The organism is Neisseria zoodegmatis, from assembly GCF_900187305.1.
Taxonomy (GTDB): Bacteria; Pseudomonadota; Gammaproteobacteria; order Burkholderiales; family Neisseriaceae; genus Neisseria; species Neisseria zoodegmatis.
Window position 1 is genome coordinate 486,376 of record NZ_LT906434.1, and the last position, 21,435, is coordinate 507,810.

General features: G+C 52.3%; 17 protein-coding genes and 2 pseudogenes. 12 read left to right on the forward strand and 7 right to left on the reverse strand.

What is annotated here, in order from left to right; genetic code table 11:
• Window positions 1–376 precede the first annotated feature (376 nt).
• The 6 genes from CKV66_RS02305 to CKV66_RS02330 all read right to left on the reverse strand — a co-directional run bounded on the left by CKV66_RS02305 (window position 377) and on the right by CKV66_RS02330 (window position 7,168).
• Window positions 377–1,402: a Csu type fimbrial protein gene (locus CKV66_RS02305; RefSeq protein ID WP_085363686.1), complete on the reverse strand. Its 1,026-nt coding sequence runs from the start codon at window positions 1,400–1,402 to the stop codon at window positions 377–379.
• Entirely contained in the window at window positions 1,381–3,954 is a 2,574-nt protein-coding gene (locus CKV66_RS02310) for a fimbria/pilus outer membrane usher protein (RefSeq protein ID WP_143773803.1), read from the reverse strand. Before CKV66_RS02310 ends, CKV66_RS02305 begins: the two co-directional genes overlap by 22 nt.
• 40 nt (window positions 3,955–3,994) lie before the next feature.
• Complete coding sequence (locus tag CKV66_RS02315; protein ID WP_095197822.1) at window positions 3,995–4,720, reverse strand: fimbrial biogenesis chaperone; 726 nt, start codon at window positions 4,718–4,720, stop codon at window positions 3,995–3,997.
• Between the two features lie 207 nt (window positions 4,721–4,927).
• On the reverse strand, window positions 4,928–5,527 hold the full coding sequence (locus CKV66_RS02320) for a Csu type fimbrial protein (protein WP_085356796.1): 600 nt from the start codon (window positions 5,525–5,527) through the stop codon (window positions 4,928–4,930).
• 198 nt (window positions 5,528–5,725) lie between these two features.
• Window positions 5,726–6,400 carry a histidine phosphatase family protein gene (locus CKV66_RS02325; protein ID WP_085363688.1) on the reverse strand — a complete coding sequence of 225 codons (675 nt, stop codon included), beginning with the start codon at window positions 6,398–6,400 and terminating at the stop codon, window positions 5,726–5,728.
• 267 nt (window positions 6,401–6,667) lie between these two features.
• Window positions 6,668–7,168, reverse strand: a complete 501-nt coding sequence (locus CKV66_RS02330) for a c-type cytochrome (protein WP_085363689.1) — start codon at window positions 7,166–7,168, stop codon at window positions 6,668–6,670.
• Between the two features lie 366 nt (window positions 7,169–7,534).
• Between CKV66_RS02330 and CKV66_RS02335 the strand changes: the two genes are divergently transcribed.
• The 4 genes and pseudogenes from CKV66_RS02335 to CKV66_RS12820 all read left to right on the forward strand — a co-directional run.
• Window positions 7,535–8,788, forward strand: coding sequence for an NRAMP family divalent metal transporter (locus CKV66_RS02335; RefSeq protein ID WP_054600053.1), 1,254 nt, complete (start codon window positions 7,535–7,537; stop codon window positions 8,786–8,788).
• A 192-nt stretch (window positions 8,789–8,980) separates the two neighbouring features.
• Window positions 8,981–9,433 carry a surface-adhesin E family protein gene (locus CKV66_RS02340; protein WP_054600034.1) on the forward strand — a complete coding sequence of 151 codons (453 nt, stop codon included), beginning with the start codon at window positions 8,981–8,983 and terminating at the stop codon, window positions 9,431–9,433.
• Window positions 9,434–9,852: 419 nt separating this feature from the next.
• Complete coding sequence (topA, locus tag CKV66_RS02345) at window positions 9,853–12,180, forward strand: type I DNA topoisomerase (protein ID WP_085363690.1); 2,328 nt, start codon at window positions 9,853–9,855, stop codon at window positions 12,178–12,180.
• 134 nt (window positions 12,181–12,314) lie between these two features.
• Window positions 12,315–12,772, forward strand: a pseudogene (locus tag CKV66_RS12820) (transposase); the annotation flags it as partial.
• Between the two features lie 36 nt (window positions 12,773–12,808).
• Here CKV66_RS12820 and CKV66_RS12825 read toward each other — a convergent pair.
• Entirely contained in the window at window positions 12,809–13,162 is a 354-nt protein-coding gene (locus CKV66_RS12825; RefSeq protein WP_408633870.1) for a hypothetical protein, read from the reverse strand.
• Between CKV66_RS12825 and CKV66_RS12830 the strand changes: the two are divergent.
• The 8 genes and pseudogenes from CKV66_RS12830 to CKV66_RS02385 all read left to right on the forward strand — a co-directional run.
• Window positions 13,052–13,284 (forward strand): annotated as a pseudogene (locus CKV66_RS12830) (transposase); the annotation flags it as partial. The gene CKV66_RS12825 and the pseudogene CKV66_RS12830 sit on opposite strands and share 111 nt — an antisense overlap.
• Before the next feature lie 525 nt (window positions 13,285–13,809).
• Entirely contained in the window at window positions 13,810–14,547 is a 738-nt protein-coding gene (locus tag CKV66_RS02355; RefSeq protein ID WP_085363691.1) for a pirin family protein, read from the forward strand.
• Between the two features lie 91 nt (window positions 14,548–14,638).
• Window positions 14,639–15,247 (forward strand): nitroreductase family protein, encoded by a 609-nt coding sequence (locus tag CKV66_RS02360; protein ID WP_004284755.1) that lies wholly within the window; start codon window positions 14,639–14,641, stop codon window positions 15,245–15,247.
• A 130-nt stretch (window positions 15,248–15,377) separates the two neighbouring features.
• Window positions 15,378–16,061, forward strand: coding sequence for a hydrolase (locus CKV66_RS02365; RefSeq protein WP_004284753.1), 684 nt, complete (start codon window positions 15,378–15,380; stop codon window positions 16,059–16,061).
• Between the two features lie 86 nt (window positions 16,062–16,147).
• A complete protein-coding gene (locus tag CKV66_RS02370) occupies window positions 16,148–16,369 on the forward strand; it encodes a DUF1427 family protein (RefSeq protein ID WP_004284751.1) in 222 nt (73 codons plus the stop codon).
• Complete coding sequence (locus CKV66_RS02375) at window positions 16,370–18,262, forward strand: amidohydrolase (RefSeq protein WP_085363692.1); 1,893 nt, start codon at window positions 16,370–16,372, stop codon at window positions 18,260–18,262.
• Window positions 18,263–18,422: 160 nt separating this feature from the next.
• Window positions 18,423–19,322: a pirin family protein gene (locus CKV66_RS02380; RefSeq protein WP_085363693.1), complete on the forward strand. Its 900-nt coding sequence runs from the start codon at window positions 18,423–18,425 to the stop codon at window positions 19,320–19,322.
• Between the two features lie 370 nt (window positions 19,323–19,692).
• Window positions 19,693–21,294, forward strand: a complete 1,602-nt coding sequence (locus tag CKV66_RS02385) for an MFS transporter (protein ID WP_085363694.1) — start codon at window positions 19,693–19,695, stop codon at window positions 21,292–21,294.
• Window positions 21,295–21,435: the final 141 nt, after the last annotated feature.

Sequence of the window (21,435 nt, forward strand, 5' to 3'; positions counted from 1 at the left end):
GCTTTTACTGATTGTGCAAACGCGTCAAGGCCGTCTGAAAATATTGAACTGCACCCCAAAAGTTGGACACCCTTCCGACTAAAAAGGTGCAGTTTTCTTATCAGATGACCTGCCGCATACAGCCTAAAGCAGGCTGGAAAATATTGAAACGCCGTAGGGCGGGCATCCTTGCCTGCCGTCGAACATATATAGTCAATCTACTTAAGTTTAATAGCAAAGCCGCCATACTCGGGCTTGACCCGAGTATCTCCCAAACTTGCTGAAACTCAAGATACTCGGGTCAAGCCCGAGTATGACGAACGTACTGTGTTTAAGTCGATTGACTATAGCCTTCGATATTCAAGCGGTTCGGCGCGGGCAAGCCTATCCGTCTGTTTCAATAATGAACGTTAATGATGACTCTGTCCCGATACTCACCCGGGCGGTAGTTGTTAACTGAGCTGATGGTGGCATATACATCGTGTTTCTGTGCCGTGCCGCTACCGGTTCCGGCTACGCCGTTGTTGGTGCTTTGGGCGGTTGCCGTGTTTCCCCAAACGGTGCCGTTTAATCCGGCGGTCGAACGCAGTTGGTAGGGTACGCCGTCGGGGTTTCCTGCCTGCACAGCCCGCATAACCCCTTGCCCGTTTTGATTGTTATTGGAAGGTTGCAGGCCGATTTTGTAGGGCGTGCCTTGGGTACAGGTTACTTTAAAAGACGATTGGCCTTGCAGGTTGGTAGCGTTTGTTTGAACTGTGCCGAAGTTGATGTCTCTTGCCTCGCTAATGATGCAGCTGGGAATAACAGTGGCGGATGCGGTAAACTCGAAACGATCCGATGCTAGGCCGCATGATGATTTTGGACTGAAAGCCAATGAAGTAGACCCTTTTGAAAAATCTGCGGTATAAAGCCCTGGTACAGTATTTGTAAATGGAGGAGCCAACTTGGCGTATACAGGCAGGTTAACGGTTACAGAGTTGCGTCCGGGAGGAATGATAACGGTGGCATTGATGGTATTGCCGCCCTGTCTCGGAGTAGACCAAACGATTGTATGGCCGGGGTCGGTATAGAAATTGTATGACAAATCACAGATTCCGTTCGAACACATGTTGCGCGGGTTTATCTGGCGTGTGTTATGCCGTCCGCCGTCTACTGCCAAACATATATTGAATCGTTGCTCAATACTCTCGGGTGTAGTATCGCCTTTTTGGCAAGTAACGGATACTTGCGCTTGAGTGGCGGCCGGCTGCGGCGACAGTATATCCACATTGCCGAAATCGACATTTTGCATGTCGGCCCTGCACTTCGCCCAAGCCTCCTGAACAGGCAGCAGGCTCAGCAATATGGCGGACAAGGCGGCCGTCAGGCGGGCAGGGTTGCCTGTTTGCCGTGGCTTTTTCTCTATTTTGTTGATTGTAAACATATCATTTCACCTAAATCGGGCAGGCTGTCTTGATGTTGTTCGGTTTGATAATCCACTTCAAAGCGGCATTCGCCGCCGTTTTCGGGCTGTTGCACCGTAAAGCGGTTGCGCCCTTCCGCCAACTGTTCGACAAATGCGCGGCCGTCGAAACCGACCACGGCAACGGGCGTGCCGTCTTCGCTGCGAATCACCGAGCCGTCTTTTACAAAGAGGCCGTCTGAATGTTTCAGGGTCAGGGAAGCGGCACGCATGATGTTGATTTTGAAATCCACCGCCACACCGGAGCGTTCGGTCGGCACGGCTTGTACGCGCGAGTGTTCTACCTGCACGTTTTGCGGCAAATCGGTAATGTCGATATCAAGCGAGTTTTTCTGGTAAGCCGATAAGTTGGGCACCAGCAGCAGGCCTTTGCGGTTGGTTTTGCCGACGGTGTTGTTAAACAGCATCACGGGCACGCCGCCCATGCCGCCCGCGTTGACGACGGCAAAACTGTCGTTCACGGTGCGGGTGGCGAACACGTCGCCCCGCATCAGCACGATGCCGCCGCGCACGCCGGTGTTCCAGTTGGTCATGCCGTTGGTGTGGTAAACGCTGCCTCTGAAGTCGCCGTATTGGGTATCGTGATTCAGATAGCCGTTCAGATGGCCTTGGCGTTTGGTGTGGCTGCTGCTTTGCTGCTGCCAGCCGATGTTCCAAGAAAGGCTGCCCAATCCGGCGGAAGATTTGCTTAGAGAGACGCGGTGGCTTCGGTTGCCGCTGCCGTCGCGCTGGCTGCCGGCATTGGCGGAATAGCCTTTGTCCAAGCTGAGCGATATGCCGCCGTAGAGGCTGCGCTGTTCGCTGTTGTTGAAATGGTGTGCGGCATTCAGATACACGCCGAGGCGTTTGCCGATATTCACATTCCAGTTGAGTGTGCCGATTTTGTCTGTTTGCTTTTCTGCGCTGCGTTTGTTGTGCAGATAAGAGAGTGCAAACGAGCCTAACTTGCGGCTGCTCCAGCCGAGTGAGGCGGAGGCTGTGCGGATGTGGCCGGGTTCGGGCTGAAATGCTTTTTCATCGAGAATCCGGCTTAATTCGGAAAAACGGTTGCTGTAAAGGCTCCAGCCCGCGCCAAACGACCATGCGCCTTTTTGCGTGCTGAAAAATATGCTGCTTTGCGCGCCTTTGTGTTGTTTGAAACGGCTTTGCGCATGGCTGAGGTTCAGTTGCCCCAGCGAGCCGATAACGCTGTTGGCCGCCGCGCCGAACTGGCGGTATCCGCCGCCGCCCTGCGCATGAAGCTGGCCGGTTAGAAAGTGGCTGATGCCGTAACGTATTGCGCCGCTTGCAACTAGTGTTTTGTGGTAGTCGAAATCGCTGATGCCGTAGCCGCGCCGCAAATAGCCTGCTTCCAACGACCATTCGTTCAAGCCTTTGGCCAGCATGCCGGTGCCGCGGTATAAAGGCAAATCAACGCTTACTTGGCGGCCCAATACGTCGGTCGCCACCACTTGTGCCGTGCCGCTGCCGCTGATGGAAGGGGGCAAGGTGATTTCGTAGCGTCCGGCGGCTACATCTTGGCTGTATTGTTTTACGCCGTTCAAATATAAATCGACGGTGCCGGGCAAAGTGGTCTCGCCCAAATAAGAACGCAAAGGCGCGGTGTTCCGCCACGGTTGGGTGCGGTAGGTGTGTTCGAGTTTAACGCCGCCCAAGCGCGAGCTGCTGCCGCTCAACTGGCCGGCAAAAATGTCGCCGGCGGTCAGCACTAAGCCTTGTTCCGGCCAAGTGCTGCGCCAATAGGTGTCCAAACGCACGTTTTTGTTGGTGCTGCGCTCGTTTTCTTGATGGCGGTTCCACAGATGGTTGTGGCTCAGATAGCCGGCAGGAGTGGTCAGGCGCGCTTCGGTCAGCAGGCCGTGGCCGATGCTGCCGTTGCCGTTGCGTGTGATGTTGTAATCATAGTTCAACACGCCCGCGAAACCGGGGCGGGCAATCCGGTAGGCTTGTTCGGTTTCTTTGCCGATATGGGTTACAGGCAGGTTAAGCCAGTCCAAAGGCGCGGTAAGTGCCAAAGTTTGGGCGGCGGCATCGTATTGAACGTGCAGTTCGGGAATGGTTTCCAGCTCAATCCAGCCGGATGAAGCGGTGTCGGCGGCAGTTGGATTGCCCGCTTGGTGTGCTTGGTTATGTGTTGGGGATTGCCCGTCAAGCTCGGTCGGGTTTTCAGACAGGCCTTTTTCAGACGGCCTTTCCGAAGCGGCAAGTTCGGTTTCGGATTTTGTTGTGATCGGGTTTGTATCGGTTGCAGGCGTGGCAGAGCTTTCGGTGCCAATCTGCCCTTCGGCCTGATTGGCCTGCCGTATATGCGAATCGGGCGTATGGATGCCGAGAGAAGCGAGCGTATCCGCTTTGACGAATAAACGCCCGTGGTGCGACATAAATTTGAACAGACCTTCCGCCGTGCTGCCGTTTACAGACACCTGCGGATAAACCGGCAGCCATTCTTGGGCATACGCGGCGGTTTCCGGAGCGAAGGTTTCGGCGGATGCCTGAAACGTGTATAAAAACAAGAAAATGCCGGAAACAATCTGTTTTAAAGGAAATGCAGTATTAACGTACTGCACCTTGAACCTCCGGCTTTATCTGCCGACCGTTTACCGTGGCCGACAATCCGCCGTTTTTCAAAGAAGCAGGATCGGCATCCACTACGCTTTTCCAAGTGTTGCCCGGCAACACATATCCGGCCAAACCGCCGGCCAAGCTCTTGTCTTTGCTGCCGTTTTTCACAGAAATATTGCTCAACTGGGCATAAGCCTTGCCGATATTTTTAACGGTGAGCACGCTTTTGCCGCCCGCTGCCCGCTCGACGCGCCATTGCAGTTGCGGTTCGGGCGAATCGGTTTGGTTTAAAAACAGCGGAATCGAATAACGCAATACAAATTGCAGGCTTGCTTGTGGCTTGTCTTCAGGGGCGGGCAATTCGTCTACCACCAAGCGGAACGCCTCTTCGTGCGGAGCGGCGGGCTTGGTGCGGATCACGCGGAATTGCTGTGCCTTTCCGGCAGCCAGTTTCACCATCGGCGGGCTGGCCACAACATCGCCGCTGGGTGTGAGCACGTCTTTGCCTTCACCGTCTTGGCTCCAGCGGTACACACGCACCTGCGCGGTCAGCGGTTTGGCACCGGTATTGGTTAACGTGAAAACGCCTGCCCGCTGTTTGGCGGGTAGGGACAAACCGGTAGGGCTGACTTGCAGGCCGGCGGCAAAGGCACCGGATATCGCACCCAGTACCAAACCGGTAAGTATGCAAGCTGGGGAAGGTTTCAGGTTAGCCATATCTGTATCCGCTTTCATGATGAAGGTTGGAATGAAGGAAAATAACGCAGCTATTTCAAAAATATTCAAATAAAATATTTATTTGGGCTTAAAAACAATATACGCCATATCCGAGCTTGACGCAGATATCGGCAGGCATCGTTAAATGCCTTGAAACTGCTGCCAAGCCCGAGTATGACGAGTTGTGGAGTTTGGGTTGGTTTAGAGTTAGTAGCTAACTTCTACTGATACGCGGTCAGCATATCGGCCGGCAGTTTTGTTGAGTTGGTCGCCGGCTACTTTACCGTAAACAGGGTAGAGTTGTTCTGTACCTGTACCTGCTAGACCTTGTTTGGCATTATTTTGGGAGCCCCAAGGAGTTGCATAGCTAGAATCTTGGTAAAGTGTATAAGCAATTTTGTCGTTGTCTTGTGATAATGGTGCTGCATCGCCGACATGTTTGCGAACCATGCTCATCTCGCCACTACCGTTAGTGCTGTTATTACTTGGCGTTAAGCTGATGGTATATGGGGTTCCTTTAGTACAGGTAACACTAATGCCGTTAGTAGCTCCTGCCTTGCTTAAACCCTGTACTTCAGTGTTATGAGAGGAGGGATACTCGCCGAAATCAATGTCTGCGCCGGCAGAAGGTGGGTTTGCTAATTGGCTGGGAGCATTGCCTGTATTTGTTACAACTTTACAAACAGGCATAATACGAATAGTTACATGGAGCTCGCCCGTTGCAGGGCTGTTTGCCGCTGCCAACCCTGAAGCTGATAGGGCAGCCATAGCCGAAGTGAGTACAAAAAGTTTTTTAACCGCGTTCATGTGTTTAATCCTTTTTATTAAAGTTATTTATTGTGCGTTAAGTTGCAAAATAACCGGTAGTCTAATTTTCAGACCGTTGGTATTTGTAAAACCAGATTATCATTCTTAACAAAAATAAACACAAGTTATTTTTCAACTATTCTTCAGAAATTTGCAGATACTGTATTTTTTACACCAATCGCATGGCATGCTGAAATGTTATGCCGATAGAAAAGTGGTTTCTCCCACGCTTTCGATCCGCCATTTGCCTTGCTCGAACCGCAGCCGGGATACGGAAGCGTTGTCCACGCTGCGGTAGGGGATGCTGTTGAAATCAATGTTTTTCAAAATAGCCGTGATGGCCATGCCGTGCGCGACAACCAATATGCGTTGGGCGCCGTCGCTCTGCCGTACAACTTCTGCCATGCCGTTTTTCAGACGGCCTGTAAACTGCTGTTCGTTTTCGGCCAAACCCAGTTCGTCCAAGGCGGCAACCGTTTCGGCCAGTAAGTGGCGGTCGGCGTTTTGGTATGTCTGTTTCCATGTGGATACGTCGGGTAAACCCAGCGATGCGGCGATGGTTTGGTGCAGGGTGTGGTTGAATTCGCCTTCAAAGCCGCCGAAGCAGTATTCGCGCAAATCGGGCAGTTGTGTCAGCGGTAAATCGGATTGCCCCTGATGCGTCAAAATGATACGGGCGGTTTCGGCGGCGCGCGGTGCGGTGCTGGAAAAGGCGGCATCGAAGCGGATGCTGCGTTCGGCCAATCCGCGGCCTAAACGGGCGGCGATGTCGCGGCCTTCCTGCGTGAGCGGCGAGTCGCTCCAGCCTTGCAGGCGGCCTACGGTGTTGAAGACGGTTTTGCCGTGGCGGACGAGATAGATTTGTAGGGACATGTTGTGCTTTCTGTGGTGGTTTCCGGCAGGCATTATATACGGCGGTCGGACAAAGTTCAGGCCGTCTGAAAAGAGGTTTTCAGACGGCCTTGTATATAGTGGATCAACTTAAAAACAGTACATTCGTCATACTCGGGCTTGACCCGAGTATCTTGAGTTTCAGCAAACTTGGGAGATACTCGGGTCAAGCCCGAGTATGACGGTTTTGTTGTGAAATTTAAGTGGATTGACTATGGCCTGAGCCTAAATCGTTAGGCGGGTTGGGGTTTATTCTTTGCGGAATGAATCATGGCAGGATTTGCAGCTTTGGCCGACTTCGCCGAAGGGTTTTTTCACATCGTCGAGTTTGCCGGAAGCGGCGGCTACTTTCAGAGCGGCTGTTGCGGCGGTGAATTTGTCGATTTCTTTTTTAAATTCGTCGGGCTTGCTCCAGATTTCGGGCTTGGCTTCAGATTCTTCTTTGGCACTTTCGGGGGTGTAGTGTTCCCACGGTTTGCCTGCATCGGCATCTAAATTGTCGGCAGCCTGTTGGAAGGCGGCGGCATCGAAAGGTGCTTCGCCTTTAACCATTTTGGCCATTGTGCCCATTTGTTTTTTGTAGTTTTCCATCAGTTGTTCGCGCTGCTCAACCGATGCTTTCGCGCCTGTTGCGGCCGCTGCGGATGCGGTGGCAGCCGCGGGTGCTTGGGCGTTGTTGTTTTGGCCGCCGCAGGCAGCCAGCAGGGTGAGGGCGGCAAGCGTGCCGAGTGTATATAAAGATTTGTTCATGGTAGGTTCCTTTGTTGTTACGGGGTAACATTGTTGTTGTAAGGGCGGCGGGACAGCCCGTGCCGTACGGGTTAGAACCCGCAGGCCGTCTGAAAGTTTTTCAGACGGCCTGAAACCGTGTTGCGGCGGCTTTACTTAATATATGCGGCACCGTGCAGGGTTTCTGCCGCGTATTATACCGTTTTCGCGACAGGCCGTTATCGGCGGTTTGCGTGCAATCGGTGCCGGCTGTGTTGCTGCCTGTTGGAGGGCAGGCGTAAACCGTGGTTTTTAGATAAACAATCAGGATGAATTTCTCTATAATGGCCGCTTCTCTGTGTTGCGGCGGTGCCGTTACGCAGTTAATTATGAATGGGAAAATTGAACATGAATGAGCAAACGGTAAACGGTTCGCGCTGGCGCAGCCGTTTTAAAGCGATGGGGCCTGGGATTATGATGGCATCGGCGGCGGTGGGCGGTTCGCATATTATTGCGTCCACTCAGGCCGGTGCGCTTTACGGCTGGCAGTTGGCGTTGATTATTGTGCTGGCCAATCTGTTTAAATATCCGTTTTTCCGCTTCGGCCCGCAATACACGCTGGAAACGGGCAAGAGCCTGCTTGAAGGCTATGCGGAAAAAGGCAGAATTTATTTGTGGGTGTTTTTTGTGCTCAACCTGTTTGCCACCGTTATCAATACGGCGGCGGTGAGCATGTTGTGTGCGGCGATTTTGAATTTTGTGTTGCCGGGAGAATGGTCGGTAAACGGGCTTTCGATTGCGGTGCTGGCATCGGCGGTGTTGCTGCTGCTGGTGGGGCCTTACCGCACGGTTGACGGTATGTCGAAAATCATTATGGTCAGCCTTACCGTTACTACCGTTGCCGCCGTAATTGTGGCGGCGTTAAACGGTTCGCAGATGCAGGCCGATTTTATCGAACCCAGCCCGTGGAATTTGGGCGCGCTGGCGTTTATTGTGGCGTTGATGGGCTGGATGCCTGCGCCGATCGAGATTTCGGCGATTAATTCGATGTGGGTGGCGGCCAAGCGCAATCTGGAAAAAGTCAGCTATCAAGACGGCTTGTTCGATTTTAACGTAGGCTATATCGGCACGGCATTGCTGGCGCTGGTGTTTTTGGCTTTGGGTGCGTTGGTGCAGTACGGTTCGGGCACGGAAGTGAAAATGGCCGGCGGCGCGTATATCAGCCAACTGATTAATATGTATGCTTCCACCATCGGCGAATGGTCGCGCTGGTTGGTTACTTTTATTGCTTTTGCGTGTATGTACGGCACAACGATTACGGTGATCGACGGCTATTCGCGCACCAATATGGAATCGTTGCGCCTGATTGTGGGCGGCGAGCGCAACACCAACCGTATTTTGGCAGCATGGATTACGTTTGCGGCGGTTGCCGGCCTGTGTGTGATTCTGTTTTTCAAAGGTGCGGTGCTGGTGATGCTGAAGTTTGCCATGATCGCTTCGTTTGTGAGCACGCCGGTTTTTGCTTGGCTGAACCTTTCTTTAGTGCGCAAAGGCAGCCATAAGCTGCAACCGTGGCTGATGTGGCTGGCTTGGGCGGGCTTGATTTATTTGAGCAGCTTTACGGTATTGTTCCTGCTGCATCAGGGCAAGCTGATCGGTTGATATGTGCTTGGATAAAACGCACCCCGCCAACGGATTCAAGCCGTGGCGGGGTGTTTTTTAATTCAAGATGCGGCCCAACTTAATGCAGACGGTTTACGCTATTTTATTTATTTTTGTGTTCAATCACATAAAACCGCTTAATATATCGGCGTTTTGATTATGGTCTGCCCGCAGGCCGTCTGAAAGGAATGTATGAATACCTACCGCCTTTTTCCGCGCTTTGCTGCGGCTTCCCTTGTTTTGTTGATGGCTGCGTGTACCACCGTCAACAGCCCCACAGGCCCTTCGGTAAGCGGCAATTGGAGCAGTATCGGCACGGTTGCCAACGGCAATATCAAAGTGGCTGTCGACAAAAACAGCATCCGCAAAAACGGCAATTTAGTAACCTTCCGCGACAGAAAAGTGGTGGTTAAACCCGGTTCGCACAATTACGGCAACACCCCCAAATACAAAACCGCCATCGGCACTTGGGAAATCCACTGCACCAACAAAACCTACCGCCTAACCGCCCTCCAACTGCTCGACGAAAAAGGCACAGTAGTGGCCAATGAAACCTACACGGCCGCCGGTTTGCGCCCCATGAGCGTGCAAGGCGGCACCATCACCGAAAAACAGTTTGAAACCGCTTGCGGCAAGAAACTTTAAAACCATATAAAGTTTCGGAATCACATACATCAAGGCCGTCTGAAAATTCAGACGGCCTTGATGGCGTTCAGACGGCCTCCTCAAAACCGCCATGCCGCCGCCCGCTTTTCTCTTTTTACAACACCGCTTGTCGGGCAGTATCGAATTGGCGCACAAACAGTAGGATTTGCGGTATATTGTGCGCCTTTTACATAAACACACATACGCTCATCGCTTTTTGATGCCGTCTGAAACCGAAAATAGTTTTGACAAGGTTTCAGACGGCATCATATAAATATAATAATAAGCAGTTAGCCGATACAGATTGACACTATATATACCGAGCTTCCCGTTCAGACGGCACCGCACAACAAATGCGCGCAGGCCGTCTGAAATCACAACGGCAACGGTATGGCACGAATAACCCAAGGGAGCCGACGATGGCAAAGAATTTATTGATTGTGGAGTCGCCCTCCAAAGCCAAAACGCTGAAAAAATATCTCGGAAGCGATTTTGAAATCCTCGCTTCCTACGGCCATGTGCGCGATTTGGTACCCAAAACCGGCGCGGTAGATCCCGACAACAACTTTGCCATGAAATACCAGCTGGTCAGCCGCAACGCCAAGCATGTCGATGCCATTGTGGCCGCCGCCAAAGAAGCCGAAAACCTCTATCTGGCAACCGACCCGGATAGGGAAGGCGAAGCCATCTCTTGGCACTTGCAGGAAATCCTCAAATCCAAACGCGGCTTGAAAAACATCAAGCCGCAGCGCGTCGTGTTTCACGAAATCACCAAAAACGCTGTGCTCGATGCCATTGCCCACCCGCGCGAACTCGAAGAAAATCTGGTCGATGCCCAACAGGCGCGCCGTGCGTTGGATTATCTGGTCGGCTTCAACCTTTCCCCCCTATTGTGGAAAAAAATCCGCCGCGGCTTGAGCGCAGGCCGCGTACAAAGCCCCGCCTTGCGCCTGATTTGCGAACGCGAAAACGAAATCCGCGCATTTGAAGCGCAGGAATACTGGTCGGTACATCTCGACAGCCACAAAGGCCGCAGCAAATTCACCGCCAAACTCGTGCAATGGAACGGCGAAAAGCTGGAGCAGTTCTCCCTGCCCAACGAAGCCGCGCAACAGGCCGTCTTAAAAGGTTTGGAAGGGCAAGAAGCCCAAGTGGCCGCCATCGAAAAGAAAAAACGCAGCCGCAACCCCGCAGCACCGTTTACCACCTCTACCATGCAGCAAGACGCCGTGCGCAAACTCGGCATGACCACCGACCGCACCATGCGCACCGCCCAGCAACTGTACGAAGGTATCGACGTAGGGCAGGGTGCCATCGGTTTGATTACCTATATGCGTACCGACAGCGTAACTTTGTCTGACGAAGCGCTGACCGAAATCCGCCACTACATCGAAAACAAAATCGGCAAAGACTACCTGCCTTCCGCCGCCAAACAATACAAAACCAAATCGAAAAACGCACAAGAAGCGCACGAAGCCATCCGCCCGACTTCCGTGTACCGCACCCCCGAAAGCGTCAAGCCGTTTTTAACTGCCGACCAATTCAAACTCTACCAAATGATCTGGCAGCGCACCGTAGCCTGCCAAATGAACCCCGCCAAATTCGACCAAACCACCGTCGATATCGCCGTGGGCAACGGCGTATTCCGCGTAACCGGCCAAGTGCAAACTTTCGCAGGCTTCCTGAGCGTGTATGAAGAAGGCGTGGACGACAACGACGAAGACGAAGACAACAAAAAACTGCCCGAAATGAAAGAAGGCGAAAAACTGCCCGTCGACAACATCTACGGCGAGCAGCACTTCACCACCCCGCCGCCGCGCTTCAACGAAGCAACACTGGTGAAAGCACTCGAAGAATTCGGCATCGGCCGCCCTTCCACCTACGCCAGCATCATTTCCACCCTGAAAGAGCGCGAATACGTAACTCTGGAGCAAAAACGCTTCATGCCCACCGACACCGGCGACATCGTCAACAAATTCCTGACCGAACATTTCGCCCAATACGTCGATTACCACTTTACCGCCAAACTGGAAGACCAGCTCGACGAAATCGCCACCGGCAAACGCGAGTGGATTCCCGTGATGGACAAATTCTGGAAAGGATTCCACAAACAGGTTGAAGAAAAAGAAGGCATCGAACGCGCCAAATTCACCACCGAAGAGCTGGACGAAATCTGCCCGAAATGCGGCAACCACAAACTGCAAATCAAATTCGGCAGAATGGGCCGCTTCGTCGCCTGCGCAGGCTACCCCGAATGCAGCTACACCCGCAACGTCAACGAAACCGCCGAGCAGGCCGCCGAGCGCATCGCCAAAGAAGCCGCCGAACAAGCCGAACTTGAAGGCCGCGAATGCCCCAAATGCGGCGGCGGACTGGTTTACAAATACAGCCGCACCGGCAGCAAATTCATCGGCTGCGCCAACTATCCGAAGTGCAAATACATCGAACCTTTGGAAAAACCCAAAGACACCGGCGTAGAATGCCCGCAATGCAAAAAAGGCCATCTGGTCGAGCGCAAATCACGCTACGGCAAACTGTTTTACAGCTGCAGCACCTACCCCGACTGCAACTACGCCACGTGGAACCCGCCGATTGCTGAAACCTGCCCGAAATGCCAATGGCCGGTGTTGACCATCAAAACCACCAAACGCTGGGGTGTGGAAAAAGTCTGCCCGCAGAAAGAATGCGGCTGGAAAGAACAAATAGAACCGCCTGCCCCGAAAGGGAGTAAAGAAGCGGAAGGGTAAAACAGAGGCCGTCTGAAACATCAGATTTGAAGTGCAACTTTCCACAACAGAAAAAGGCCAATATACGGCAGTATACGGCCTTTCTTGACAAGAAAGATTGCCATTAACTATGAACAACTGACCTAAAATATCCATACCTATCCCGCCGCCACACTGTCACCGAAATCGCCAAACAGCTTAAACGCCACAAAAGCTCCATCAGCCGCGAAATCAGACGACACCGTGCCCAGCAATAGCAATACAACGCCGAAAAAGCCCAACAGTAAGCCTCCAAAACGAACAGCGAAAACGGGAACGCTATAAGCTCCATTCACAGCTGATTCAACACATCGACACCCTCATCCATCGCAAAATCAGTCCCGAACAGGTTGCGCTTACCTGTGCAAACACCACCATCACACTCCACCACAGCACCGTTTAGCGTTACCTGTACCAAGACAAAAACAACGGCGGCACACTATGGCGACATTTCAGAATAGCCAGCAAACCTTACTGTAAACAGTACGGCAGTACATGGATTAGTGGAAAAGTGCCTAACCACGTCGGTATGGAAAACCGCCCCCAAATCGTTAACCCAAAATCCAGCATAGGTTTTTGCTGCCAATGCTTGGGCTATTCGGGCATGTCGTTAGAATTCTTTGCCGTTGTCCGTTGTCCGTTGTCCGTTGTCCGTTGTCCGTTGTCCGTTGTCCCTGGTAATGGTGTGCACTCTAGCTTTATGCGCCTTCAATACCCTGATGACGGTGTGGGTAGTGTCTTTGGCTTTGAAGTTCTTCAATTTGCAGATGATGGTGTAGCGGGTGACTCGTTCTACTAAAGTCAATAATGTACGTCTCTGATCTTTGCCGACGATAGTGTCGGTTTCCCAATCACCTATTTTTGCCGTCCCTACCATTCTTGGGAGAAAGGGCTGAATGAAAATGCCAACGGATTTATCTGCCAATACTTCCCCAAACAAACCGATTTCTACAACATCAGCCATCAGGAAATACGTCAGGATTCAAGATGAGTTGAATCACCGATTAAGAAAAACATTTGGTTATGAAACGCCAAGTGTTTTTCTTAGATCTGTTCCAACCATTACTGCCTGAGTGTTGCATTTGAAATTCGAATCTAAGATTTCTTCATAGGTGTCTTTTCGGTAAATCATCCAAGCGATGCTTGCTAAGCAAATCACCCGCTTCTCTCTACTGAAGCTGGAGTGGATATATAGATTGAGCCCTTTTCTGTAACATAAGTTACTAAAATTTTATGCTTAATAAATTTTTAAAATGAAAAACCTTTCTGATTTTCTTATCTTTTTGCTCAAAATCAGAAAGGTTTTAGTCAATCGAAAATTTTTCAGTACATTTTACGAGCTAAATTTCGTTAAAAGACTGTTTTTGCAAAGGTCTCAGATTAGCAACTTGCTTCGTATTATGTATATTTATTAGTAGTTTGTCTTAAGTATGTATACATTGGTATATGTACATTTTTGTGTTAATCTTCCAGTTTTTTGTTTTATTGTTAACTCTGAGTTGATGATTGATTTATTATCCGTGTCTTTTTCCCGACAAAATTTATCCCTATAATTCACTCCATCGCAAATCGTTATATTAACAATAGTAATTAAATTAAAGGAAAGATAAAATGCAAACTGTATACCATCCGGCCGATTCACGCGGCTTTGCTAATCACGGTTGGCTGAAAAGCGCACACACTTTCAGCTTCGCCAACTATTACGACCCCGAGCGCATGGGCTTCGGCGTACTGCGTGTGATTAATGATGATTTTGTAGAAGGCGGCCAAGGCTTCGGCACCCACCCGCACCGCGACATGGAAATCATTTCCGTGCCTTTGAGCGGCGATTTGGCCCACCGCGACAGCATGGGCAACGGCAGCATCATCAAAAACGGTGATGTGCAGGTTATGTCGGCCGGTACCGGCGTTACCCACAGCGAAATGAACGCCAACCGCGACCAAGCTGTGAAATTCCTGCAAATTTGGGTGTTGCCCCGCAAAAACAACGTAGCGCCCCGCTATCAGCAAATCACGATTGCCAACGAAGCCAAACCTAACGACTTCCAGCAAATCCTGTCTCCCAATGCTGATGACGCAGGCGTGTGGATTCACCAAAACGCTTGGTTCTCGCTGGCACGTTTTTCAGACGGCACCCAAAAACGTTACGACGTAAAACGCGAAGGCAACGGCGTGTATGTGTTTGTGATTAAAGGTAAAGCCAAAGTAGGCGGTATCGAGTTGGGCGAGCGCGACGGCTTGGGCTTGTGGGAAACCGACGGCTTTGACGTAGAGGCTTTGGGCGATGCGGAAATCCTGTTGATGGACGTACCGATGGATGTAGAAGCCAATATCAACCAGTTACACTAACGGAAATCGGAGTAAAATGTTATCCAAACTTTTTAGCTGCCTGAAAAATCTCGGGCAGCCATCTAGCCAACCTGAAATAAAGGAAACCACAATGTCTGTTGTACAAACTTTGCAGCAAGCTGCTGAGAACCGCCGTTCTGTTTACGCGCTGAACAAAAATCTGCCCGTAAACAAAGAAGAAGTAGTAAAAATCGTTGAGCACGCTGTAAAACACACACCGTCTGCGTTCAACTCGCAATCTACCCGTTTCGTTGTGTTATTCGGTGCCGAACATGAAAAACTGTGGGACATCACCATTGCCGAACTGCGCAAAATCGTTCCCGCTGAAAACTTCCAAGCTACCGAAGACAAACTGAACATGTTTAAAGCGGCTGCCGGCAGCGTGTTGTTCTTTGAAGATGAAAATGTTGTTAAAGGCCTGCAAGAGCAGTTCCCTGCTTATGCCGCCGGTTTCCCCGTATGGGCAGGTCACAGCGATGCCATGAGCCAATACGCTATTTGGACTGCGCTGGCTGCGGTAAACGTAGGTGCCAACCTGCAACACTACACCCCGATTATTGATGCCGAAGTGGCTAAAACTTGGAATCTGCCGGCCAACTGGAAAATGAGCGCTCAACTCGTATTCGGCGGCATCACCGAGCCTGCTGGCGATAAATCTTTTGCTCCCGTAGAAGACCGCCTGAAAGTTTACGGCCTGTAATTATTTTCAGGCTGAACCACAGCCTGAATACACCGTGCAATAACGCGGCAAATTCAGACAGGCTCCAAGCCTTGAATCTGCCGCTTTTTTATTGCCTGAAAATTCTTTTAACGACACATGGAGAATCGTCATGTCAAACAAATTTTTAGACTTGTTAACCCCTGAAAACAGCCAGCTGATTTTCATCGACCACCAGCCGCAAATGGCCTTCGGCGTACAATCTATCGACCGCCAAACCCTGAAAAACAATGTGGTTGCATTGGCCAAATCAGCCAAAGTATTCAACATCCCCACCATCATCACCACTGTTGAAACCGAAGGTTTCTCCGGCCACACTTACCCTGAATTGTTGAGCGTATTCCCAGAGAACAAAATTCTCGAACGCACTTCAATGAACTCTTGGGACGACCAAAACGTACGTGATGCTTTGGCTGCAAACGGCCGTAAAAAAGTTATCGTAGCAGGCTTGTGGACAGAAGTATGTAACTTGGGCTTTGCTCTGGCTGCTGCTGCCGAAGGCAACTATGATATCTACATGGTGGCAGATGCATCAGGCGGCACAACGGTAGAAGCGCACGAATACGCTATGCAACGCATGATTCAAGCGGGCATTATTCCGGTAACTTGGCAACAGGTTTTGCTCGAATGGCAACGTGACTGGGCCCGTAAAGAAACCTACGATGCCGTATTGGATATCGTAAAAGAACATTCCGGTGCATACGGCATGGGTGTGGATTACGCCTACACTATGGTTCACAAAGCGCCCGAGCGCGTGCAACACGGCGAACGCATCGGCCCTAACCCTGCCAAGTAAACGCTGATTTACTGTTGTTAATGCGAAGGTGTGGTTTGCATCAAAATCACACCTTTGCTGTTTAATCTGCCCATTAAGAGATATTTATGAAGTTGTATGTGTTTTCTTTCGGAGCCGGAATATTGGTTGGTGTGGTTTACTACCTGCTTAATGTACGCTCTCCCGCGCCGCCCGTAGTGGCCTTGCTGGGGCTTTTGGGCATGTTACTGGGCGAACAAATGATTCCGCTCTCCAAACAATTTTTTTCTCCGCAAACATCTATCTCCCAAACCGCACACTCACAAGACCAGAATCACAATAAGGAGTAAATGATGACGACACAAATCGACACAATTTTCTATAACGGCGAATTTACGACTTTAGACCGCTCCAAGCCGGTTGCCCAAGCCGTTGCCGTTGCCGACGGAAAATTTGCCGCAGTCGGCAGCAACAGCGAAATTTTAGCGATGGCGGGCGAAAATACCCGCCGCATCGACCTGCAAGGCCGCAGCGTTTTACCCGGCCTTTTCGATAACCACACCCATATCATCCGCGGCGGCCTCAATTACAATATGGAATTGCGTTGGGACGGCGTGCGTTCGCTGGCCGATGCCATGGCCATGCTCAAAGCACAAGTCGATATTACGCCTGCGCCGCAATGGGTTCGCGTGGTCGGCGGTTTTACCGAGCACCAATTCATCGAAAAACGCCTGCCCACCATTGAAGAAATCAATGCGGTTGCACCCGATACACCGGTGTTCATCCTGCATTTATACGACCGTGCTTTGCTCAATGCAGCCGCATTACGCGCCGTCGGCTACACCAAAGACACTCCCGAACCGCCCGGAGGCGAAATCAAACGCGATTCGAAAGGCAATCCCACCGGCCTGTTGCTGGCCAAACCGAATGCCATGATTCTGTATTCGACTCTGGCAAAAGGCCCCAAACTGCCGTTTGATTACCAAGTCAACTCCACCCGCCATTTCATGCGCGAGCTGAACCGTTTGGGCGTAACCAGTGTGATTGATGCCGGCGGCGGTTTCCAAAATTATCCCGACGATTACGAAGTGATCCGCAAGTTGGCCGAAGAAAACCAGCTTACCGTACGCATCGCCTATAACCTCTTTACGCAAAAACCGAAAGAGGAAAAAGAAGACTTCCTCAAATGGACGTCTTCGGTTACCTACAAACAGGGCGACGATTATTTCCGTCACAACGGTGCCGGCGAGATGTTGGTGTTTTCTGCCGCCGACTTTGAAGATTTCCGCCAGCCCCGCCCCGAGATGCCGCCTGAAATGGAAGGCGAATTGGAAGAAGTGGTACGCATTTTGGCGCAAAACAAATGGCCGTGGCGTATGCACGCGACTTATGATGAAACCATTACCCGTGCCTTGGATGTATTTGAAAAGGTTAACCGCGATATTCCGCTGGAAGGCATCAACTGGTTCTTCGACCATGCCGAAACCGTGTCGCAAAAATCCATCGACCGTATTGCCGAGCTGGGCGGCGGTATCGCCGTGCAGCACCGCATGGCCTATCAAGGCGAATACTTTGCCGAGCGCTACGGTACGGCTGCCGCGGCCAACACGCCGCCGGTGAAACGCATTCTCGAAAGCGGCGTGAAAGTGTCGGCCGGCACCGATGCCACCCGTGTGGCTTCTTACAACCCGTGGGTATCCTTATCGTGGTTGATCAGCGGCAAAACCGTCGGCGGTATGAAACTCTATCCGCAAGCCAATTTGCTCGACCGCGAAACCGCTTTGCGCATGTGGACGGAAAACGTGGCTTGGTTCTCTAACGAAGTCGGCAAGCGCGGCCGCATCGAAGTAGGCCATTTGGCCGACATGATGGTGCCGAGCAAAGACTTTTTCAGCGTGCCGGAAGACGAAATCCCGTTCTTGACCTCAGATCTGACCGTAGTTGGCGGTCGTGTTGTTTACGGCGCAGGCAGCTTCTCTGATTTGGACACCCCGCCGCCGCCCGCCATGCCCGATTGGTCGCCGGTACACAAATACCGCGGCTACGGCGCATGGGGCGACCCCGAAGGTGCCGGTAAAAACTCGCTCGCACCGCTGCGCCAACAAGCCATCGCTTCATGCAGTTGCGCCAGCGCGTGCGGTCTGCACGGCCACGATCATGCCCGCGCATGGGCATCGTCGGCACCCGTTTCAGATCTGCAAGGTTTCTTCGGCGCACTCGGCTGCTCGTGCTGGGCCGTCTGAAAACGCCCGAACGGATACGGATGACTTTTCGTATCCGTAACCGCATTTGGCAAACGGCTTATCACCAATCCTTGCTTGAACGTTGCGCCCCGCAGCACGATAGTCGGTTGGTTATAAGCTGTCGTGCCAACCGGATATAAACACACAAAGGAACCCTGATATGAACACAGAAAAACTTCCTGCCAAAATTAAAGATGTCGGCGGTATTCCTGTTGCCCGCCTGTTGCCGCAAGGCAAACGCCGTACCATCGGCGCATGGTGCTTTCTCGACCATGCCGGCCCCGCCGAATTCGGTGCGGGCGAAGACGGTATGCAGGTCGGCGCGCACCCGCACACCAATCTGCAAACCTTTACTTGGATGCTGGAAGGCGAAGTGTGGCATCAAGACAGCCTCGGCTACCGCCAACTGATCCGCCCCAAGCAGGTCAACTTGATGACTGCCGGCACGGGCGACACGCGCGGCATCAGCCATACCGAGCAAACCCCCGAAGGCATCAACACCCTGCATGCCGTTCAATTGTGGATTGCCTTGCCGACCCATCAGGAAATCGAACCCGATTTCCAACACTATCCCGAACTGCCCGAATGGCACGAAAACGGTGTCGATTACATCTTAACCACCGGCAGCTACGGCGGCCATACTGCACCGACCAAACAATTCAGCCCGCTGGTCGGCGTGGATATCCGTTTTCAGACGGCCCGTACTTTGGAAATACCCGCCCACTCAGGCTGGGAATACGGCATCCTCGTACTCGCCGGCAGCGTAGAAGCCGACGGCTTACGCGCGACCGCAGATGAAATGATGGTATTCACCGACGGCAATGCAGACGGCGTTATCCGCATTCAGGCAGAAGCAGGAACACACATCATGCTGCTTGGCGGCGAACCTTTGCCGCACCCTACCCTGTTTTGGTGGAACTTTGTGGCCGACAACCCCGATTCGCTCCGCCGTGCCGTTGCCGATTGGAACAGCGGCCACCCGCGCTTCGGCGATATCGATTTATCCGGCAGCAAACTCAGCCGTCTGCCTTCTCCGGAAGCACCCGAACATTTGCGCTAACCGGCAAACCCACACGGCAGCAGGCTGCCGGAAACCGCGTAGGATTCAGGCACAACATCCCGCTTCATGAACCGAGCGGGCCGGTTTGTGCTTTTTATCCTTGCCCAGCACAAAGCCGTACAGACGTGCACACCTAATGTTTGTTTTTTCAGACGGCCTCATGCTATCCAAGCGGATTGTGCCGAAAAACACCGCCGCTATGGAACTGATAAGCAGCCTTAATGTAGCGCCTACCTAATGTAGCGCCTACCTATCTTTTATTTGTAGTCAATCGATTTAAAGTAGTTTAACGATATAAACAGCAAGCCGGCAAAGGTCTCAGGCCGTCTGAACAGCTTTTCCACATTACGGAACCAAAGGAACAACATATATGACCCAACACCGCTCGTCTGCCGCCGAAACTTCCGGCAGCAGCTTCGCCCCGTTGCGGCAAACTTTGTTTGTCGTGTTATGGATAGCCACCATCTTAGGCAACACCGGCAGCTTTATCCGCGATGTTGCCAGCTCGTGGCTGATGACCGATTTATCGCCTTCGCCTGCGGCCGTTGCCATGGTGCAAGCCGCCGCCACTTTGCCGGTGTTTCTGCTTGCCATTCCCGCCGGCGTGCTTTCCGATATTCTCGACCGCCGCAAATTCTTAATCGGCATTCAGATTCTGCTCGCCGGTGTCAGCGCCGGATTGATGCTGCTCTCGGCAAGCGGCATGCAGTCGGTCTCCTCACTGATTGCACTTACCTTCCTCGGCGGTATCGGTGCCGCACTGATGGGGCCGACTTGGCAGGCCATCGTACCGGAGCTGGTAGATAAAAAAGATTTGAAAAATGCCGTAGCTTTGAACTCTCTCGGCGTAAACATTGCCCGCGCCATCGGCCCCGCACTCGGCGGTTTGATTCTGGCCGGAGCGGGTGCGGCTTTCGCCTACGGTGCCGACGTATTGAGCTATGTATTTGTGATCAGCGCATTACTGTGGTGGAAACGCCCCAAAACCCAACGCGACGAGCTTTCCGAACAATTCGGCGGGGCGTTCCGTGCCGGATTGCGCTATGTGCGTGCCAGCCGCGAGCTGCACATCGTTTTGCTGCGTGCCTTTGTCTTCTTTGCCATCGCCAGCTCGGTTTGGGCTTTGCTGCCTTTGGTGGCACGACAACTTCTCAACGGTAGTGCGGGCTTTTACGGCATCTTGCTGGGTGCGGTAGGCGCGGGCGCAATTCTCGGTGCCGTGATCATGCCGCGCTTGCGCAGCCGTTTGAGTGCCGACGGCCTACTGCTTTTGGCCGCAGGCGTAACCGCTGCCGTGATGGCCGTTTTGGCCGCCGCACCGCCCAAATGGTTGGCTGTAGTGATATTGCTGTTGCTCGGCGCATCATGGATTACTGCTTTAACCACACTCAACGGCGTGGCGCAAAGCATTCTGCCCAACTGGGTGCGCGGCCGCTCGTTGGCGGTTTACCTCACCGTATTCAACGGTGCCATGACTGCCGGCAGTTTGTTATGGGGCAGTGTTGCCAGCCTTATCGGCATCCCCTTGACCTTGCTTGCAGGTGCGGCGGCATTGGTGGTTTCCGCATTGGTAGCGCACCGCATCAAACTGCCGCAAGGCGAAAACGACTTAAGCCCCTCTAACCATTGGCCCGAACCGCTCACCGCATCTCGCCCTGCCAACGACCGCGGGCCGGTGCTGATTCAAATCGAATACAGCATCCGCCCCGAAGACCGCGAAGCGTTTATCCGCGCCATTACCGCGCTTTCGGCCGAACGCCGCCGCGACGGAGCCTACCAATGGGGCGTGAGCGAAGACACCGCCGATCCATCCATTATGCTCGAATGGTTCTTGGTCGAATCGTGGGCGGAGCACCTGCGCCAGCACAAGCGCGTTTCCAAAACCGATGCCGACCTGCAAAACGCAGTAAAACGCTTCCACCAAGGCGAAACACCGCCGCAAGTGCGCCACTTCGTTTCTTGCGGTAAATAATCAAACCTATTATCTATTCATTTTTTCAGACGGCCTCAAAAGCCTTTTATTGCTTTTGAGGCCGTCTGAAAGCTACATTTGGTAACACGGTAAAGTTTATATATATAGTGGATCAACTTAAAAATAGTATGACGGAAATGC

Coding starts and splice junctions, on each gene's coding strand:
- CKV66_RS02330 (WP_085363689.1), bottom strand. CDS start 7,168: ATGAACAAATCTTTATATACACTCGGCACGCTTGCCGCCCTCACCCTG.
- CKV66_RS12825 (WP_408633870.1), bottom strand. CDS start 13,162: ATGGCTGATGTTGTAGAAATCGGTTTGTTTGGGGAAGTATTGGCAGAT.
- CKV66_RS02305 (WP_085363686.1), bottom strand. CDS start 1,402: ATGTTTACAATCAACAAAATAGAGAAAAAGCCACGGCAAACAGGCAAC.
- CKV66_RS02380 (WP_085363693.1), top strand. CDS start 18,423: ATGAACACAGAAAAACTTCCTGCCAAAATTAAAGATGTCGGCGGTATT.
- CKV66_RS02325 (WP_085363688.1), bottom strand. CDS start 6,400: ATGTCCCTACAAATCTATCTCGTCCGCCACGGCAAAACCGTCTTCAAC.
- CKV66_RS02320 (WP_085356796.1), bottom strand. CDS start 5,527: ATGAACGCGGTTAAAAAACTTTTTGTACTCACTTCGGCTATGGCTGCC.
- CKV66_RS02335 (WP_054600053.1), top strand. CDS start 7,535: ATGAATGAGCAAACGGTAAACGGTTCGCGCTGGCGCAGCCGTTTTAAA.
- CKV66_RS02370 (WP_004284751.1), top strand. CDS start 16,148: ATGAAGTTGTATGTGTTTTCTTTCGGAGCCGGAATATTGGTTGGTGTG.
- CKV66_RS02315 (WP_095197822.1), bottom strand. CDS start 4,720: ATGGCTAACCTGAAACCTTCCCCAGCTTGCATACTTACCGGTTTGGTA.
- CKV66_RS02385 (WP_085363694.1), top strand. CDS start 19,693: ATGACCCAACACCGCTCGTCTGCCGCCGAAACTTCCGGCAGCAGCTTC.
- CKV66_RS02375 (WP_085363692.1), top strand. CDS start 16,370: ATGATGACGACACAAATCGACACAATTTTCTATAACGGCGAATTTACG.
- CKV66_RS02360 (WP_004284755.1), top strand. CDS start 14,639: ATGTCTGTTGTACAAACTTTGCAGCAAGCTGCTGAGAACCGCCGTTCT.
- CKV66_RS02355 (WP_085363691.1), top strand. CDS start 13,810: ATGCAAACTGTATACCATCCGGCCGATTCACGCGGCTTTGCTAATCAC.
- topA (WP_085363690.1), top strand. CDS start 9,853: ATGGCAAAGAATTTATTGATTGTGGAGTCGCCCTCCAAAGCCAAAACG.
- CKV66_RS02365 (WP_004284753.1), top strand. CDS start 15,378: ATGTCAAACAAATTTTTAGACTTGTTAACCCCTGAAAACAGCCAGCTG.
- CKV66_RS02340 (WP_054600034.1), top strand. CDS start 8,981: ATGAATACCTACCGCCTTTTTCCGCGCTTTGCTGCGGCTTCCCTTGTT.